This window comes from Micromonospora sp. NBC_01796, assembly GCF_035917455.1.
In the GTDB taxonomy this organism is placed as follows: Bacteria; Actinomycetota; Actinomycetes; order Mycobacteriales; family Micromonosporaceae; genus Micromonospora_G.
Window position 1 is genome coordinate 7,662,261 of the sequence record NZ_CP109078.1, and the last position, 17,917, is coordinate 7,680,177.

The following is a 17,917-nucleotide window of genomic DNA, read 5'->3' on the forward strand; positions in this document are numbered from 1 at the left end:
GGCATAACGCGGGACATGATGGACCCGCGGCGTGTCGGTAACGCCCCGGTTTGCGAACTGCTCCGGCGCGGCTAGCTGCCGCGCAGGAACCGGTCGAGTACCCGCACGCCGAACTGTAGTCCGTCGACCGGTACGCGCTCGTCAATGCCATGGAACAACGCGGAGAAGTTCAGGTCCGCGGGCAGGCGCAGCGGGGCGAAGCCGAAGCAGCGGATACCCAGCCGTTCGAACGCCTTGGCGTCGGTGCCACCGGAGAGCATGTACGGCACCGGCCGGGCACCCGGATCCTCGGCCCGCAGCGCGGCCGACATCGCGTCGACCAGGTCCCCGTCGAAGGTGGTCTCGACGGCCGGCTGCCGGTGGGTGTACTCCACCTCGATCTCCGGGCCGATGACCTGGCGCAACTGCTCCAGCAGCAGCTCGGACTGGCCCGGCAGGCTGCGGCAGTCGATGGTCGCGCTGGCCCGGCTGGGGATCACGTTGTCCTTGTACCCGGCCTCGAGCCGGGTCGGGTTGGCGGTGTTGCGGATGGTCGCACCGACGATGTTCGCGATCGGGCCGAGCTTGGCGATCGCCAGCTCCGGATCGTTCGGGTCGAACTCGATTCCGAGCAGCTCGGAGACCTGCTCCAGGAAGGTCCGTACGGTCGGGGTCAGCACGACCGGGAAGGTGTGCCGGCCGACCCGCGCGACCGCCTCGGCCAGCGTGGTGACCGCGTTGTCGTCGTGGACCATCGAACCGTGACCCGGTCGCCCCTTCGCGTGCAGGCGCAGCCAGTCCAGGCCCTTCTCGGCCGTCTGGATCAGGTAGAGCCGCAGGTCGTCGTTGACCGAGTAGGAGAACCCGCCGACCTCGCCGATCGCCTCGGTGCACCCGTCGAACAGCTCCCGGTGCCGGTCGACCAGGAAGTGGGCGCCGTAGTCGCCGCCGGCCTCCTCGTCGGCGGTGTACGCGAGCACGATGTCGCGCGGTGGGCGCACGCCGGTGCGCTGCCACTGGCGGACCACCGCCAGGACCATCGCGTCGAAGTCCTTCATGTCGATGGCACCCCGGCCCCAGAGGTAGCCGTCCCGGATCTCGCCGGAGAACGGGTGCACGGACCACTCGCTGGCGTCGGCGGGCACCACGTCGAGGTGCCCGTGCACGAGTAGCGCACCGCGACCGGGATCGGTGCCCGGGATCCGGGCCACCAGGCTGGTCCGGCCGGGCGCCGACTCGCGCAACTCGGACGCGATGCCGACCTCGGCGAGCTGGCCGGCCACGTACTCCGCGGCCACCCGCTCGCCGGCGCTGGTGGCGTTGTCCCCGGTATTGCTGGTGTCGATGCGCAGCAGGTCACGGCAGATGTCGACGACCTCGTCGGTGGCGCTGGGATGGTTGGGAGCGGCATGGCTGGTCATGCGTTTCTTCATACCAGCCCACCCCGGTGGTGGGTCGGGTCGGCCCGCCCTGTGGTCGTACCGACCCGGCCGCCGCATCCCGCACGACCGACTACCGAGGGTGACGGGATCGGGGGACGCCGGCCCGAGACATCGACCGCCGGGTTTGGCCCGTCACGGGTACGGGTACCGCCGTCGGCGTCCCCACATCCACTACCTCACCGCAGTGCCGCTCCCAGGAGGATCGCCGTGACCGTGCCCCTACCCCCGCTGCCGCCCACCGCAGGCGTCGACGACGATCACTACCGTCCCGGCGGGCTCAGCATGGTCGAGCTGCTCGCCCAGGAGCACGAGCAGATCGGCGCCCTGTGCCGGGAACTGGCCGACCCGGCGCTGCCGGCCGACCAGCGGCACCGGGTCGCCGAGGTGCTCACCGCGACCCTCACCCGGCACCTGTCGGCCGAGGAGCAGTACCTGTACCCGAGCGTGCGCAGCGCCCTGCCGGACGGCGAGCCGGTCGCGGACCGGGAGATCGCCGCCGACGCGGCGCTGCTGCGCTCGCTCGTGGACCTGTCCGCCGCGACGACCGGGGACCCGGAGTTCGAGCGGACCCTCAGCGAGATCACCGAGCAGGTGGGCCGACACAACGAGGTCGCGGCGACGGAGATCTTCCCGGCCCTGCACTCGATCGCCACCGAGGCGGACCTGATCCGGCTCGGCAACCGGGTGCAGATCGCCGAGGAGGCGGCGCCCACCCGCCCGCACCCGACCACCCCGGCCACGCCGCCGTGGAACCGGATCGTCGAACCCGCGGTGGGCGTGGTCGACAAGGTCCGCGACGCGGTCAGCGGACGGCAGACGTACGTTGAGGATCTGCCCGAGGCGCAGCGGCCCTGACCGGACCCGCCGCCGCGGGGTGTCCACCGGGGACGGGAGCAGCGGTGCGGGACGCGATCGTGGTGCGTGGTGGCTGGGACGGGCACGTCCCGGTCCAGGCGACGGAGTTGTTCGCCCCGTTCCTTCGGGAGCGGGGCTTCGCCGTGCAGGTCCACGAGGACCTCGACGTCTACACCGACGCCGACCGGCTGGCCGCCGCCGACCTGATCGTGCAGTGCTGGTCGATCGGCACCATCACCGACGCGCAGGCGACCGGTCTGGCCGACGCGGTGCGGGCAGGTACGGGGTTCGCCGGTTGGCACGGCGGGATCGTCGGCGCCTTCCACCACACCACCTACCACCAACTCACCGGCGGCGTCTTCGTACACCACCCACCCGGCTTCGTCCACCACGAGCTGACGGTGGTGCCGGAACGGGCCGGGCACCCGGTTGTCGCCGGCATCGGCTCGGTGGCCCTGCGCACGGAGAAGTACTGGGTGCTGTCCGACCCGCTCAACGACGTACTCGCCACGGTGACCTTCGATCCCGAGCCGGCCGACCCGGCGGCGGCCGGTCCATCGGGGACAGCGTGGCACCGACCGGTCACCCTGCCCGCAATATGGACTCGAAACTGGGGTTCGGGCCGGATATTCGTATCGACCGTCGGCCATAAGCTGGACGATTTTGAGGTACCCGAGGTTCGGGCCATCACCGAGCGTGGGCTGCTCTGGGCGGCGCGTTAGCCCTGGTGGACCGTTCGGTTGCTCTTTACTTTTCGTTTGGGGGATCTTTCACTGGCCGAAGGTCTTCCCGTAGATCCCGTCATAGTCCTACCGTCACGCTATGAACCTGGAGCTGCGGCACCTGAAGGTGGTCTGCGCGATCGCGGAGACCGGCAGCGTGACCAAAGCTGCGTCCACGCTGGGACTGGCGCAACCCGCCCTCACCGCACAGCTCCAGCGCATCGAGCGCACGCTCGGCGGGCCACTGTTCGAGCGGGACCGCCGGGGCGCCCGGCCGACCGCTCTCGGGGAGCTGGTGCTCGCCCGCGCCCGGGTGCTGCTGCCGGCGATGAAGGGGCTCCAGGACGAGGCGGCCCGACTCGCCGGCACCGGTACGACCCTGAGCCGGTACCGGTTCGGCGGGGTGAACAGCCCGCTGGTGGGCCGGCTGGTACACCGGCTCGCGGCCGACCAGCCGCACGCCCAGATCAGCACCTACGCCTCCTGGTACGTCGACGAGCTGGCCCAGATGGTGCTCAGTGGCCGGCTCGACTACGCCCTGGCCGGAGTCTGCGGCGACGCCACCCCGTCGGCGGAGTTCGGGCTGACCTGGCGGGCGATCGCGGTCGACGCGGTGTTCGTCGTCCTGCCCGAGGCGCATCCGCTCGCCGCCGTCGACGAGGTCAAGCTGGAGATGCTGCGCGACGAACAGTGGGCGGTGGCACCCGGTGACGGCTGCTTCGGCGACTGCTTCGCGGCTGCCTGCGCGCGGGCCGGCTTCACCCCGCGCAAGATGTACGAGACCGACATCCGGGGCTGTCTGGACCTGGTCGACGCCGGTGAGGCGGTGGCGCTGGCGCAGGCCACCTTCCGTCCGGTCTCCGGTCTGGTGACCCGACCGTTGGCCGGTGCGCCGCTGCGGTGGCGGTTGCTGCTCGGCTGGCACCCGGAGGCACCGGCGGCCGGGATCGCCGACCGGGTGCTCGGGCACGCGGTGGCCGCGTACACCGATTCCCTGCACCGCAACCCCGACTATCTCGCCTGGCTCGCCCGCAACCCGGCCTTCGGACCGCAGCAGATGGCCGCCGCCTGACCGATCCACCCGCCGGTGCGGGCCGGCTCCACCCCAGGCCCGTACCGTGGCGGGAGCGTGCCCGGTGACCGTCCGGTCGGGCGGTCACCGGTCCGCGCGGTATGAGCTAGGTGATATATACCTGCGTCGATTATGTGGCCGATAGGTTAAGCCTGCCCCGCCCGATCCGGTCCCGGCGGGCGGCCGACGGCCGTCCGGTACCGGAACCGACCCCCGATCGGCAGGGCACCGGACCATCCACATCGCCGGGTCACCGGGCTGGACGCGCCCGCGTCGCCACGGCGTGGTGAAGCAACCCCCATGTTCCCGCTTCGCCCGCCGTGCCGGGAGCCGGCATACCCCCAAGGAGACGAACGGATGAAGCGAAGACTCGCCGCGGTGGCAGCGGTGATCCTGCTGCCCACGGGTGTCCTCACGACCGTGGCCCTACCCGCGACCGCGGCCCCCGGCACCGCATCGACGAGCGCGGCGGACACCGCCGCGGCGCCGGAGATGCTCGCCGCCATGCAACGTGACCTCGGACTGACCGCCACCGAGGCGAAGGACCGGATCACCCGCGACGACAAGGCCAGCCGGACCGACGCCAACCTGCGCAAGTCCCTCGGCCGGGCGTACGCGGGTGGTTGGGTGAGCGCCGACGGCGGTGCCCTGGTCGTCGCGATCACCGACGCCGCGCTCGCCGACCGGGTCACCGGCGCGGGCGCCCAGGCGAAGGTGGTGGCGCGCAGCGCGGCCCAACTCGACGGCGTCAAGAACGGGCTGGACCGGGCCGCCACCAAGGCGACCCACGAGTCGGTCGCCGGCTGGTACGTCGACGTGGCCACCAACACCGTGGTCGTACTGGCCAAGGACAGCACCGCGGCGGGCACGTTCGTGAAGGCGAGCGGGGTCGACGCGAAGGCGGTCCGGCTGGTCCCCACCACCGAGTCCCCGGTCCCGTTCTACGACGTACGCGGCGGCGACGCCTACTACATGGGCGGCGGACGCTGCTCGGTCGGCTTCCCGGTGACCGGCGGCTATGTGACGGCCGGCCACTGTGGCACCACCGGCACCGCGACCCAGGGCTTCAACCAGGTCGCCTCGGGCACCTTCCGGGGCTCCTCGTTCCCGGGCAACGACTACGCCTGGGTGCAGACCAACTCGAACTGGACCCCGCAGCCGTGGGTGAACAACTACGCCGGAGGCAACGTGACCGTGGCCGGCTCCACCGAGTCGGCGGTCGGCGCGGCCATCTGCCGTTCCGGCTCCACCACCGGATGGAAGTGCGGCACCGTCCAGGCGAAGAACTCGTCGGTGACGTACCCGCAGGGCACCGTCTCCGGGCTGACCCGGACCAACGCCTGCGCCGAACCGGGTGACTCGGGCGGCTCCTGGCTCTCCGGCCAGCAGGCGCAGGGTGTCACCTCCGGCGGCTCCGGCAACTGCACCTCCGGTGGGACCACGTACTTCCAGCCGGTCAACGAGATCCTCTCGGTGTACGGCCTGACGCTGCGTACCGGGAGCGGCGGCCCCGGCGAGCCGCCGCCGACCGGGTGCACCGGTTACGAGGCGACCTACACCGGCTCGGTGACCAGCGGAAACAGCCAGTTCCAGCCGGGCGGCAGCTACTACCAGTCGACCGTCTCCGGCACCCACCGCGGCTGCCTCGACGGGCCGTCCGGGGTGGACTTCGACCTCTACCTGCAGAAGTGGAACGGCAGCGCCTGGGTCGACGTGGCCGCGGGCGAGACCGCCAGTTCGGACGAGACGATCACGTACAACGGCACCGCCGGCTACTACCGCTACGACGTGTACGCGTACAGCGGCTCGGGCAGCTACTCGCTCGGCATCACCAACCCGTAACCGGAATCCGGCCGGCGCGGGGCAGACCCGCGTCGGCCGGCGACCGAACGGATCGGGCGGGTTGCGGGGTACGCACCGGACCCCGCACCCCGCCCCTGGACGAGCAATCCCCCACTCTGGCCGGTCGTCGTAGACACCGCCAGGCGGCGCGACGATCTTGCAGTTGTGGTGGGACACAAATCCGGATGAGTGCCGTGATCCGGGCGCCACAAGTGCAAGATCGTCGCGGGGGGCGGTGGTGCGGCATCGACGGGAGTTGGGAGGTACTCGTCTGGGGTTGACGCTGGCGCAGGCGCGCGGCGACCGCCCGGAGGTGCGAATCGCCTCGAAGCGGGTACCGGTAGGTACATGACCGACCTCATTCCGCCCGACGACGACCGGGAGAACGCCCGGCGGATCGCCGCCGCCCACACCGCGGCCTCCCGCGACGTGGAGGCGTTCCTGCGCCGGGCGCCCGACCTGCCCACTCCCGCCGACGTCGCCGAGTACGCGGCCCTGCTCGCCCGCGAGGAGGCGTTCCGTGAGGAGCGCCGGGACGCCGCCGAGTCGGCCGGGTTGGGAGCCCCCAGCATCGGCGGCGAATGACACGGATCGAGAAAGGGCCCCTCGTTATCGCGTTCCGATATCCGAGGGGCCTTTCCGTCGCCTTCGTCGAGGCGGCAGCGGTGGGTCGGGGGTCAGCGTTCGAGCAGGGGGTCGTGGCCCAGGTCGAGCAGGGCCCGGCGCCAGCCCTCGTCGCTCGGCCCGGCATCGGGGCGGGTGTCGAGCAGCCCCTCGATCCCGTCCACCGTCACCCGCATCACGTCGATGTCCTCGGGCGTCAGGTCGACCTTGCGCTTGCGCTTCACCGCGAGGATCTGCCGGCCCGGTTCGGGCAGGTCGAGGTCCGGATCGGGGCTGAACGCCTCCTCCCCCGACCCCTGCGTCATCAACCAGGTACGCAGTTGCTCCGAGGTGACGTTGACCCGGTCGTGGAAGTCCTGCCAGAGCTGCTCGACCTCGGGTTCGATGCGTTGGTCGCGGGCCATCACCGCTCCTTCCGGGAGGTCGACGAGGTCCCCGCCGGGTCGTCCTCGCCCGGGTCCCCCTCGTCACGGTCAGCGTCGTCGCGGTCCGGCCGGTCGCGTTCGCCCCGCAACTGTGTCCGGTCCGGGTTCGCGGTCGGCGGTTGCAGGACCGCATCGGTCTTCGGGCTCTTCTCCCGGCTCTCCTCGGGTTGGCTCACCGTCCGACTCCCCTCGCCGTACCGCCGTCAGGACCGTCCGTGTCCGCACAGGTGAACCCGATCCGGCCGGCGGTGCTCATTCGGCCGCCGCCGCGGCCGCCGCCGTGTTCCGTCCGCTGCTGTGGCCGCTGTCCGACACGTCGAAGGTGAGCGCGCCGTCGGCGACGTCGACCGTCACCCGTTGACCGGGTGAGAGCGAACCGTCCAGCAACATCCGGGACAACCGGTTGTCGATCTCGCGTTGGATCGTCCGGCGCAGCGGGCGGGCCCCGAACTCCGGCTGGTAACCGTGCTCGGCGATCCAGTCCACCCCGGCGGTGGTGAAGTCGACGACGATGTCCTGGGCGTGCAGCCGCCGCCGGGTGTCCTCGAGCAGCAACTCGGTGATCTGCCGCAACTGCTCGCTCTCCAGCCGCCGGAAGATAATCACCTCGTCGATCCGGTTGAGGAACTCGGGGCGGAAGTGTTCCTGCAGCCGGCGCATCAGCCGCTCCCGCAGCTCGATGCTCTCGTCCTCTTCCCCGTCGCCGCCGAACCCGACGCTGCGCTGGGTGCCGGTGATCAGCTCCGAACCGAGATTGCTCGTCATGATCAGTACGCTGTTGCGGAAGTTGACCGTACGGCCCTGGCTGTCGGTGAGCCGGCCGTCGTCGAGGACCTGCAACAGGATGTTGAACACGTCAGGGTGCGCCTTCTCGATCTCGTCGAGCAGCACCACCGCGTACGGGCGGCGGCGTACCGCCTCGGTGAGCTGGCCCGCCTCCTCGTACCCGACGTACCCGGGCGGGGCGCCGACGAGCCGGCTGACCGTGTGCCGTTCCTGGAACTCGCTCATGTCGAGCCGGATCATCCGGTCGGACTCGCCGAACAGCGCCTCTGCCAGGGCCCGGGCCAGTTCGGTCTTGCCGACCCCGGTCGGGCCGAGGAACAGGAAACTGCCCATCGGCCGGTCCGGATCCGCCAGCCCGGTACGCGAGCGCCGCACCGCCTCGGCCACCGCGTTGACCGCGTCGTCCTGGCCGACGATCCGTTCGTGCAGGTGCCCCTCCAACCGCAGCAGCCTGTCCCGTTCCTCCTCGGTGAGCTGGCTGACCGGGATCCCGGTCGCGCGGGAGACCACCTCGGCGATCTCCTGTGGCCGTACCTCGGGCACCTGTTGCTGGCCGTTGTCGCCCCGGGACGACTCGATCCGCTCCTGTACGCCCTGCAACCGGTCGCGCAACTGCGACGCGCGCTCGTACTGCTCGTCGGCGACCGCCTGTTCCTTGTCCCGGCGCAGGTCCTCGAGTTCCCGCTCCAGGTCGCGTACGTCGTTGTCGGGCGTACGGGTGCGCAGACGTACCCGGGCGCCCGCCTGGTCGAGCAGGTCGATCGCCTTGTCCGGCAGGAACCGGTCGGTCAGGTAACGGTCGGACAGTTCGGAGGCGGCGACCAGTGCCTCGTCGCTGAACCGCACCTGGTGGTGTGCCTCGTACCGGTCCCGCAGCCCGCGCAGGATCGCCACCGTGTCGTCCACCGACGGCTCGGGCACCAGCACCGGCTGGAACCGCCGGGCCAGGGCCGCGTCCTTCTCGATGTGCCGCCGGTACTCGTTCAACGTGGTCGCCCCGACGACCCGCAACTCGCCCCGGGCCAGGGCGGGCTTGAGCATGTTGCTGGCGTCCATCCCGCCCTCGCTGCCCGCCCCGCCGGCGCCGACCAGGGTGTGCAGTTCGTCGAGGAAGACGATGAGCTCCTCGCCGTGGGCGCGGATCTCGTCGATCACCTTCTTCAGCCGTTCCTCGAAGTCACCCCGGTAGCGGGTCCCGGCGACCAGCCCGGCCAGGTCGAGCTGGACCACCCGCTTGCCGAGCAGGGTGCGGGGTACGTCGCCGTCGGCGATCCGCTCCGCCAGCCCTTCGACGATCGCGGTCTTGCCGACCCCGGCCTCGCCGATCAGGACCGGGTTGTTCTTGGTCCGGCGGGACAGGATCTCCACCGCCTGTTCGATCTCGTCGGCCCGGCCGATGACCGGGTCGATCTCGTCGGCGCGGGCCAGGTCGGTGAGGTCCTGGCCGTACTGGTCCAGGGTCGGGGTGCCCCGGTCGGGTTTGGGTCCGGGGGCACCGGAGCGTTCCGAGTTGGCGTTCTGCAGCGACTGCGGCTGGATCCGGCCGGCGGCGAGCATCCGCCCGGCCGGCGATTCGGGGTTGAGCGGCAGGGCCATCAGGATGTGCTCGGGGCCGATGTAGGAGGCGCCCATGGCGCGGGAGAGCTGGTGGGCGTCGAGCAGGGCCCGCTTCGCGGCCGGGGTGAGGGAGAGGTTCGGTGGCACCTGACCCTGCGGTGCCGGCTCGGCCGGGCGCTGCTGGCCGCCGAGGGCACCGGCGAGTGCGTCCGGGTCGGCCCCCGCCCGGCGGACGAGTTCGCGCAGCGGCTCGCGTTGCAGGGCGGCCCAGAGCAGGTGGTCGGTGTCGAGGTCGCTGCTGGAGGCGGAGGCGGCCCGGCGGGCGGCGTCGGCGAGCAGTTCCCGGGCATCGGCGGTCATCAGCCGGGTGATGTCCACCCGGTGCGCCGGCCGTCGACCCTCACCGCGCCCGAAGTACCGCGCCAGGAACTCGTCCCAGGGGTCAACGCCGGAGTCACCGGGTGGCTGCGTCATCTCTGGTCCCCTTCGACGGGCAAGACACGGTCGGCGTGGCCTACCCCGCCGTAGGCCCGACAAACGTGCGCCGGTGGCAGGCTGACCCCATGGAGACCGAGCCGCTGCTGGTGGTGGACGCCGCGAACGTGATGGGTTCCCGGCCCGACGGCTGGTGGCGGGACCGGGCCGGGGCGGCCGGTCGGTTGCGGGACGCGCTCGTCCCGATCGCCGAGGCGGGCCTGCCGGACCTGCCCGGCCCCGTCGAGGTGGTGCTGGTGGTCGAGGGGGCGGCCCGCGACATCCCCGGAGCCGACCCGGTCCGGGTGGTGGCCGCCGCCGGGTCCGGCGACGACCGGATCGTCGAGGTGGTCCGGTCGGAGGCTCCGGGGCGGCACTGCGTGGTGGTCACCGCCGACCGGGAGCTGCGGGCCCGCGTCCAGGCACTGGGAGCGGAGGTACGCGGGCCGCGCTGGTTGCGTCCCGACTGACGGCTGCCGTACGCCGTCTCGGGCGCTGCCGTACCCCCGTCTCGGGCATTCTGTCGGAGATCCGACTCAATGTTGCCCGAAATGGCGACTGCCGGGGTCCGACCTCGGGCTCCGTCAGAAGCCACGGTGCGCGTCGGAACGGACACTGAGGCGACAACCGCCCACGGGGGTATGTTGACCCCAGAACAAAACCAGAGCCCTCCCCGCCCGCCCCCAGGAGGTTCCGCCGTGGCGAGCGTCGCCGAGCTGAAAGCAGCCATCGATGCCGCCCTCCAGCAGATCACCGAGGGCCAGACCGCGGTGCAGGCGGCCAGCGAGAAGCTGACCGAGGCACAGCAGACCCTGGCCGGCGCGCTGGAGGGCAGTGGACACGAGACCGTCAGCGCCGCCCAGGCCTCGCTCTCCCAGGCCTCCCAGGAACTGGAGGAATGTCTCTCCGCGACCCTGGCCGCGGTGGAGCAGGCGCAGCTCTACGTCTCGACCCTCTGAGCCGCCGATGTCCATCGTGGAGGAACTGGGCGCGCAGGTACGAGCCGCCGCCGACGAGTTGCCGGTGGCGTTGGTGACGGAGGCGCTGGACCGGCTCCGGCAGGCCGCCGACCGGCTGCGCTGGGTGCGCCAGGAATCGGCCGATCCGATGGGTGTGCCCGAGCTGTCCGCAGCCACCGAGCACGCGGAGACCGCCGGGCACACGCTGCGGGTGGCACAGGACCAGTTCGCCGCGTACCTGGCCGCCATCGGGTTGGCCGGCGACGGCCCACCGGCCGCCGGGCAGCCGCAGCGGCGGGAACCGGCTGACGATCAGCCGACCGCCGGTCCGGGGCCCGTACCGGAGCCGCAGGGCGAGGCCGGGCCGGTCCACCGGTGGTGGTCGGTCCGGGTGACCGAGCTGACCGGCCAGCGGGACTCACCCGAGGCAAAACCGGACCGCGAGATCACCGACGCCGAGGACCTGCTGCGCCGGGTGGCCGAACGCGTACGCGCCGACGACCGCGGCCAGCTCCACGCCCAGCTCCGGGACGTACCGGCCGACGTGGGGCTGGGGATGGCGGCGGTCGCCCCACCGATGCTGCGCGACCTGGCGGCCGAGCTGCTCGGGCACCCGCCCCGGGCACAGGACCTGCCCCGACTGCGCGGTGAACTCACCGGCAAGGCCCGCGACCTGCTCCCCGGGCTTCCCGCCGAGGTGCTCGAAACGGCACTGAGCCGGGTCTGCCGGATGCCACCGCCGAAGAACCCCACCGCCCCACCGCACCCGGCCGATCCGGCGGTGGCCGCCGGGGTGCTCACCGGCCTGCTACTCAACCGGCTCGGTCGCGACGCCCGGTCGGTGGCCGCCCAGAACCTGCGGGAGTCCGATGGCTGACGTTCGGACCCAGCTCGTCACCCGGGTCCGCGGCATGCTGTCGCACGCGCTCGGCGCGACCCGGGGTCGGCTGACCCAGGCCCGTACCGAACTCGACGGGTCGCGGGACCGGTTGACCCGGACCCGACGGGCCGCCGCGCGGGTGCCGCAGCGGGTCGGCGCCGAACGGGACCGCCGGCTCGCCGAGATCGCCGACGAGTACGAGGGCCAGCTCGTCGAGCTGGCCCGGCGTACCGCCGAGGCGGCGACCGACGAGGCGCCCGGCGCGGCCAGCGCACCCTGGCCCCGGTGGCGGCCGAGCCCGGCCGACCGGCACGAACCCGCAGGCGCGCTGCGGGTCGGCGCGGTCCGGCTGCCCGGCGCCGAACCGGTGCCGGCGCTGGTGCCGCTGCTGGACCGGGGACACGTGCACCTGGCCGGCGACGACCGGGCCGGCTGCGACGCCGTGGTGGCCGCCCTGCTGCTGCGCGCGATCGGCCGGGCCGAACCCGGCGCGGTCCGGCTGATCGGCTACGACCCGGAGCACCTCGGCGGCGGGCTGGCCGGCTTCGCCCCGCTGTCCACCGCCGGGCTGCTCACCTTCGTCGGGCCGGGCGGTCTGGCCCGCCTCCTCGACGACCTGGTCGACCAGATCCGACGGATCAACGAGACCGTTCTCGCCGGTGAGTACGGATCGCTGCGCGAACTGGCCGCCGCCACCGGCCGGCGTCCCGAACCCTGGCGGGTGGCGGTCCTGCTCGGCGGGGACGAGCTGTCCCGGCACGAACGCGGCCAGCTCGACCGGGTGGTCCGCACCGGCGCCGCCTGCGGGGTGCACCTGGTGGTCCGGGGCATCGAGCTGCCCGACGAACCGAACGTCGAGCGGGTCCTCGTCGGTGACGGCCTGACCCGGCTGCGCACCGCCCCGAGCCTGCCCGTACGGCTCGATCCGCCGCCGCCGGCCGCCCTGGTCACCGACACCTGCCGGGAGATCGCCGCGACGGTCACCGCCGGTCCCGCACCGGCGCCCTTCACCGACCTGCTGCCACCGGTGGACCAGATGTGGAAGGAAGGTTCGGCGACCGGCCTGACCGTGCCGATCGGCGACGGCCCGCAGGGGCGCCCGGTGCTGCTCAGCCTCGGCGACTACCCGCCGCACGCGTTGATCGGCGGCCCGTCCGGCACCGGCAAGACCAACCTCATCTTCGCCTGGATCGGTTCGCTGGCCGCCCGCTACTCCCCCGCCGAGCTGGAGTTCTACCTGCTCGACTTCAAGGAGGGGGTGTCCTTCGCCCGGTTCGCCCAGGGCCGGCGGGACCCGAGCTGGCTGCCGCACATGCGGCTGGTCGGGATCAACGTCAACACCGACCGCGAGTTCGGGCTGGCCCTGCTCCGGTTCCTCGCCGAGGAACTGCGCCGCCGGGCCGACGCCGCCAAACGGCACGAGGTGACCAAGCTCGCCGAGTTGCGCGCGGTCGACCCGGACGGGCACTGGCCCCGGATCGTGGCGGTGGTGGACGAGTTCCAGATGCTGCTCGCCGGTCGGGACGCGGTCGCCCGGGAGGCGGCCGACCTGCTCGAGGACCTGGCCCGACGGGGCCGGTCGCAGGGCATCCACCTGGTCCTCGCCTCGCAGGACGTACGCGGGATCGAGGCGCTGTGGGGAAGGCCCGCCCTGGTCGCCCAGTTCACCCTCCGGATCGCGCTGCCGAAGGCGCTGCGCATCCTCGCCGAACGCAACGACGCGGCCCAGGCCCTGCCCCGGCATCACGCCGTGATCAACGCCGAGTCCGGCATGGCGGAGGGCAATCAGGTGGCCCGGATCCCGTCGGCCAGCGACTGGGGCACCTGGAGCGAGCTGCAGAACCAGCTCTGGCGGATGCGCCCGCAGGACGCCGCGCCGGCCCGGTTGTTCGACGGCGACGCGGTACCCCGGCTGGCCGAGGCACCGGACTTCGCGGCCCTGCGACCGGTCGAGGAGTCGACCGAGGGCAGGGCCGCCGGTGGTCCGCGCGGTCCGGTCGCCCTGCTCGGCGAGATCATCGACGTCCAGTCGCGGTCGGCCGGAATGCGCCTGCCCCGGGCACCCGGGCGCAACCTCGCCATCATCGGCACCCGGGTGGACGAGGCGTGCGCGGTGCTCGACGCGGCGGCCCGGTCACTGCACCGGCAGCATCCGCCCGGCACGGCCAGGTTCTCGATCGCCTGCCTGGACCCGGACGCCGACTCGGCCGCCCGTACGCTCTACGACTCCCTCGGTGACGACGCGGCCTGGTACGACGAGGAGACGGTGCCGGAGTTGATGAGCGAGACGGCCACCGGGCTCGGTCTGGGCGCCGCCCCGGGCGAACCGCACTACCTGCTGCTGTACGCGGTCGACGCCGCCGCCGGTCGGTTGGCGGCTCGGGCCGGTGGGCGTACGGGGCTGGAGCACCTGCGGCAGATCCTGCACGACGGGCCGGAGCGGCGTACGCACGTACTGGCCTGGTGGCGGGGCGTGGCCCGGATGCGGGCGGACCTCGGGGGCCCGGCGTCGCGTACGGACCAGATCGGGGCCTGGGTGGCGTTGGACGTACAGGGGGCGGAGCTGGGTTCGGCCCTGTATCCGGGCACCGGTGGGCCGGACTGGTATCCGAGGCCGTGGCGCGGGCTCTTCTTCGACCGGGCGGTGCACCGTACCGGGCAGACGATCATCCCGTACGGACCGGCCCGATGAGCGGGACGTACGCCGAGCTGATCCGCCGGCTGGCCGAGACGACCGCGCGGATGGACGCCGAACGGGGCGAGGCGCAGAGCTGGTACGCCGGCCAGGTCTCCGCCGCCGATCGCGCCGTACGCGACGCCGAGCAGGCGGTACGCCGGGCCGAGGCGGAGCTGGAAGAGGCTCGCAAGGAAGCCGAGTCGACCGACGCCGAAGTGCTCCTGCTCTGGCAGACGCTGCGGGAACGGCTCGGCGGCGGGGTGCGCCGGATCGGTGACCCACCGGTGCCGACCGTGGGTGCCCCGACGGATCCGCGGCTGCTGCTCGACGGGGTTCGGGACCTGCTGGACCGGGCCAGGCATCCGGGTGAGTTGTCCGGCTCGGCCCAGCCGCTGCTGGCGGTCTTCGGCGTACTCGGTGCGGCGGTCGCGTACGCCCTGGGTTTCGCCGCCCGCGCGGCCGGTCTGCGGTACGGCGGCGACCTGGCCATCGGGATGCCGGTGCTCGGCCTGGTGGTGACGTTGGTCGGCCCGGTGGTCGGGCTGGCCCCGGCGAAGCTGCTCGCCGACCGCCGGCACGCCGGGCTGGACCCGAAGTCGGTGACCATCGTGGTGGCCGCCGGCCTGCTCACCACCGGCGCCCTCTTCGCCCTGGTGCGCTGACCCCGACGGGCCGGTCCTGAGCGGCCCGCCGGTGCACCGGTCAGGCGGGTACGGCCACCGCCTCCCGGAGCAGCCGGCGGGCGAGCAGGATCCGGTCCGCGTCGTCGTCGAGTCCGGGCAGGTCACCGACGCGGGAGACACCGCCGTCGAGGAATGCCCGCAGCGCGAGCGCGCACTGTCCGGGGAAGGTGATGGTGCGGTCGAACAGGCGCAGTTCGACCCGGTCGGGCTCGTCCGGACCGGCCGGCCCGAGCTGCCAGTTGAGCCCGCCGCGGGGGGCGAGCCGGGAGTCGGCGTCGAGACCGGCGATGGCGTCCGCCTGGGCCAGCGGCCGGATCGGCGCGGGACGGGCGGCCGACCAGACGCGTTCCCTGAGCTTGGCCGCGACCGCGACCGGGTCCGCCCGGTCCAGCCAGTCGCGCAGCGCCTCCACCGTCTCGGTCAGCTCCGGCCCGATCTGGGCGGGCTCGGCGAGGTCGAGCCCGAACGGCAGCGCGGCGCGCAGTCGCGGGTCCTCGGCGGCCAGCCCGAGCAGGGTCTCGACCAGCGCGTAGCGGGTGAGGGCACGGACCCCGACGGTGAGGTGCAACGAGCTGCCGTGCTGGGCCTGGGCGCTGTGCAGCCAGCCACGGGGCAGGTAGAGGGCGTCGCCGGGCTCCAGGGTGACGTCGAGCGCCGGTGGTCCGGCCGCGGTGGCGGAGACCTCGTCGGCCCGCCCGCCCCAGGGTTGACGTTCCAGCGGGTCGGCCAGGACCGGTTCGTGGATCCGCCAGTGCTTGGACCCGTCGACCTGGAGCACGAAGACGTCGTGGGTGTCGTAGTGGGTGGCGAAGCCCTGGTTGCCGGCCGGGGTCAGGTAGGCGTTGACCTGCAACGGCTGGCGCAGGCTGGTGCCCAGTTCACGGGTGAAGTCGATCAGCGGTGGCCAGTTGCGGTGCAGTCCCTGCAGGACGAGGGTGGCGCCGTCGGCGTACAGGTCGAGGATCCGCTCGTCGAGCACCTGGTCGCCGACCTCGGCCCCGGCACCACCGCCGCCGGTGAACCGGCCCGCCGGCAGCACCTGGCCGTCCTTGGCCACTCTCAGGAACGGGGTACGCAGACCGCGTCGACTGAGCAGTTCGTCGGCGTCGGCGGGGCTGAGCAGGTCGGTGAAGCCGTCCGGGTTGGCGAGTTCCTTGGCCCGGGACAGCAGGGGTGCCCGACCCCAGTGGGTGGCGACGAACGCGGCCGGGGGCAGGGCCACACAACGGGCCAGCGCCGGGCGGCGGTCGCCGCCCGGCGCGTTGTCGGTCATCTACCGGGTCCCGGCTACCGGGCCGCGCTGTCCGCGCCGCCGTCACGCTGACCGGGGTTGGCGCCACCGTCGGCCGGACCCTCGGCGCTGCCGTCCGCACCGCCGTCGTGCTGACCCGGCGTGGCTCCGCCGTCGGCCGGACCCTCGGCGCTGCCGTCCGCACCGCCGTCGTGCTGACCCGGCGTGGCTCCGCCGTCGGCCGGACCCTCGGCGGCGCCGTCGGCACCGCCGTCCCGCTGGCCGGGGTTGGCCCCACCGTCGGCCGGACCCTCGCCGGCACCGCCGCCGCTCGTCCGGATGTCGTCGTCGTCGAGTCTCATCGGGCCCCCTCGGTTCAGTCGCCCCGCCTTCCACGCGGCGGGGCGCCGTGCAACCGGGTGGTACCCGGCACACGATCATCCCTAACCCGCTGGCGGGGTCACTCCACCAAGAAGCCTAATTCAGCTCGAATCATCGCAAAGCGGTTCGCGGAGTCCCGCGGCGTACCTCGGCGGGAGCCGGATCCGGCCAGGTCAGCGCCGGACCAGGGGTGCCGAGCTGTCCCGTACGACCAGGTCGGTGGAGAGTTCCACCCGAGGGGTGTCGACCGGCTCACCTCGGGCCAGGCGCAGCACCGTACGGGCCGCGAGCAGCCCCATCTCCGCCAGCGGCTGGCGGACCGTGGTCAGCGGGGGCGAGGACCACCGCGCCTCGGGCAGGTCGTCGAAACCGACCACGCTCACGTCGTCGGGCACCCGCAGGCCGCGCCGACGGACCGCCTCGTACGCACCGAAGGCCATCTGGTCGCTGGAGGCGAAGATCGCGGTGGGTGGCTCGGGGAGGTCCAGCAGCGCGGTGCCGCCCGAGTACCCGGACTCGTGGTAGAAGTCCCCGGGCACGATCAGCTCGTCGAGCATGGGGATGCCCGCCGCCTCCAGCGCGGCCCGGTAACCGTCCAGCCGGGCCCGGCTGCACAGCAACCGGGGTGGGCCCGCGATGAAGCCGATCCGGCGGTGGCCGAGGGAGAGCAGGTGCTCGGTCGCCCGCAGCCCGCCGGCCCAGTTCGTCGCACCGATGGTTGGTATGTCCAGCGTGGGTACGCCCGCGGGGTCGACCAGCACCATCGGCACGTTGAGCCGGCGCAACTCGGCGTGCACCGGCGGGGCGAGGTCGCTGGTCACCAGGATCACCCCGTCGGTGGCCCGGGTACGCAGATTCTGCAACCACTGCCGGGTGGAGGTGGACCTGCGGTGGATGGCCGACACCACGGTGCCGACACCGGCCGCGTGCGCGACGTCCTCCACCCCACGGATGATCTCCACCGCCCAGGGGCTGTCCAGGTCGTTGAAAACCAGGTCGATGAGGCTCGCGCCGGCCCGTGGACGGGTGGCCCGGCGCCGGTAGCCGTGCCGGCGCAGCAACTCCTCGACCCGCTCCCGGGTCTGCGGCGCGACATCGTTGCGACCGTTGAGCACCCGGGACACGGTGGGCACCGACACCCCGGCCTCCTGGGCGATCGCGGTGATGGTGATCCGGCGTCCTTCGTCGACCGTCACGAGGCAGCTCCTTCGTCGAGGCTCCAGCCTACGACCGAAACACTTTCGCGGTCGCGCCGGCACCTGGCCCGGGTCGATCACCGTTCGCCGAGGCCGGATGCCGAGGCGACGGCCGGTGCCGGCGGCTCTGGC

The 17,917-nt window shown here is 72.9% G+C and carries 17 protein-coding genes; 10 read left to right on the top strand and 7 right to left on the bottom strand.

From position 1 onward, the window contains the following. Positions 1-71: 71 nt before the first annotated feature. Positions 72-1,400 carry a M20/M25/M40 family metallo-hydrolase gene (locus tag OIE47_RS34020; RefSeq protein WP_326558638.1) on the bottom strand — a complete coding sequence of 443 codons (1,329 nt, stop codon included), beginning with the start codon at positions 1,398-1,400 and terminating at the stop codon, positions 72-74. A 228-nt stretch (positions 1,401-1,628) separates the two neighbouring features. On the opposite strand from OIE47_RS34020, the gene OIE47_RS34025 reads away from it, so the two are divergent. From OIE47_RS34025 to OIE47_RS34045, 5 genes are all read left to right on the top strand, one after another. Beyond that, complete coding sequence (locus OIE47_RS34025) at positions 1,629-2,276, top strand: hemerythrin domain-containing protein (RefSeq protein ID WP_326558639.1); 648 nt, start codon at positions 1,629-1,631, stop codon at positions 2,274-2,276. 44 nt (positions 2,277-2,320) lie between these two features. Further along, the gene (locus OIE47_RS34030; RefSeq protein WP_326558640.1) at positions 2,321-2,998 is read left to right on the top strand and encodes a ThuA domain-containing protein; all 678 of its coding nucleotides are present in this window, start codon (positions 2,321-2,323) and stop codon (positions 2,996-2,998) included. Positions 2,999-3,098: 100 nt separating this feature from the next. Next, the gene (locus OIE47_RS34035; RefSeq protein WP_326558642.1) at positions 3,099-4,070 is read left to right on the top strand and encodes a LysR family transcriptional regulator; all 972 of its coding nucleotides are present in this window, start codon (positions 3,099-3,101) and stop codon (positions 4,068-4,070) included. A 357-nt stretch (positions 4,071-4,427) separates the two neighbouring features. Then, complete coding sequence (locus OIE47_RS34040; protein WP_326558643.1) at positions 4,428-5,912, top strand: S1 family peptidase; 1,485 nt, start codon at positions 4,428-4,430, stop codon at positions 5,910-5,912. 348 nt (positions 5,913-6,260) lie between these two features. Beyond that, on the top strand, positions 6,261-6,497 hold the full coding sequence (locus OIE47_RS34045) for a hypothetical protein (protein WP_326558644.1): 237 nt from the start codon (positions 6,261-6,263) through the stop codon (positions 6,495-6,497). A gap of 92 nt (positions 6,498-6,589) precedes the next feature. On the opposite strand, the gene OIE47_RS34050 is transcribed toward OIE47_RS34045, so the two are convergent. The 3 genes from OIE47_RS34050 to OIE47_RS34060 form a co-directional block, all read right to left on the bottom strand. Then, a complete protein-coding gene (locus tag OIE47_RS34050) occupies positions 6,590-6,940 on the bottom strand; it encodes a DUF3140 domain-containing protein (protein WP_326558645.1) in 351 nt (116 codons plus the stop codon). Next, positions 6,940-7,137 carry a hypothetical protein gene (locus OIE47_RS34055; protein WP_326558646.1) on the bottom strand — a complete coding sequence of 66 codons (198 nt, stop codon included), beginning with the start codon at positions 7,135-7,137 and terminating at the stop codon, positions 6,940-6,942. The genes OIE47_RS34050 and OIE47_RS34055 overlap by 1 nt, the downstream gene beginning before the upstream one ends. A gap of 76 nt (positions 7,138-7,213) precedes the next feature. Beyond that, on the bottom strand, positions 7,214-9,778 hold the full coding sequence (locus OIE47_RS34060) for an ATP-dependent Clp protease ATP-binding subunit (RefSeq protein WP_326558647.1): 2,565 nt from the start codon (positions 9,776-9,778) through the stop codon (positions 7,214-7,216). Positions 9,779-9,867: 89 nt separating this feature from the next. Between OIE47_RS34060 and OIE47_RS34065 the strand changes: the two genes are divergently transcribed. The 5 genes from OIE47_RS34065 (at position 9,868) to OIE47_RS34085 (ending at position 14,956) form a co-directional block, all read left to right on the top strand. Continuing rightward, on the top strand, positions 9,868-10,248 hold the full coding sequence (locus OIE47_RS34065) for a hypothetical protein (RefSeq protein WP_326558648.1): 381 nt from the start codon (positions 9,868-9,870) through the stop codon (positions 10,246-10,248). A 228-nt stretch (positions 10,249-10,476) separates the two neighbouring features. Then, a complete protein-coding gene (locus OIE47_RS34070) occupies positions 10,477-10,737 on the top strand; it encodes a hypothetical protein (RefSeq protein ID WP_326558649.1) in 261 nt (86 codons plus the stop codon). Between the two features lie 7 nt (positions 10,738-10,744). After that, entirely contained in the window at positions 10,745-11,614 is an 870-nt protein-coding gene (locus OIE47_RS34075) for a hypothetical protein (RefSeq protein WP_326558650.1), read from the top strand. Then, a complete protein-coding gene (locus OIE47_RS34080; RefSeq protein WP_326558651.1) occupies positions 11,607-14,309 on the top strand; it encodes an FtsK/SpoIIIE domain-containing protein in 2,703 nt (900 codons plus the stop codon). The genes OIE47_RS34075 and OIE47_RS34080 overlap by 8 nt, the downstream gene beginning before the upstream one ends. Further along, entirely contained in the window at positions 14,306-14,956 is a 651-nt protein-coding gene (locus OIE47_RS34085) for a hypothetical protein (protein ID WP_326558652.1), read from the top strand. The genes OIE47_RS34080 and OIE47_RS34085 overlap by 4 nt, the downstream gene beginning before the upstream one ends. A 40-nt stretch (positions 14,957-14,996) precedes the next feature. Here the strand turns inward: OIE47_RS34085 and OIE47_RS34090 are convergent, their stop codons facing one another. The 3 genes from OIE47_RS34090 to OIE47_RS34100 all read right to left on the bottom strand — a co-directional run bounded on the left by OIE47_RS34090 (position 14,997) and on the right by OIE47_RS34100 (position 17,785). Next, a complete protein-coding gene (locus OIE47_RS34090; RefSeq protein WP_326558653.1) occupies positions 14,997-16,250 on the bottom strand; it encodes a cupin domain-containing protein in 1,254 nt (417 codons plus the stop codon). A gap of 14 nt (positions 16,251-16,264) precedes the next feature. Continuing rightward, positions 16,265-16,570: a hypothetical protein gene (locus tag OIE47_RS34095; protein ID WP_326558654.1), complete on the bottom strand. Its 306-nt coding sequence runs from the start codon at positions 16,568-16,570 to the stop codon at positions 16,265-16,267. A gap of 192 nt (positions 16,571-16,762) precedes the next feature. Then, positions 16,763-17,785: a LacI family DNA-binding transcriptional regulator gene (locus tag OIE47_RS34100; protein WP_326558655.1), complete on the bottom strand. Its 1,023-nt coding sequence runs from the start codon at positions 17,783-17,785 to the stop codon at positions 16,763-16,765. Between the last annotated feature and the right edge of the window lie 132 nt (positions 17,786-17,917).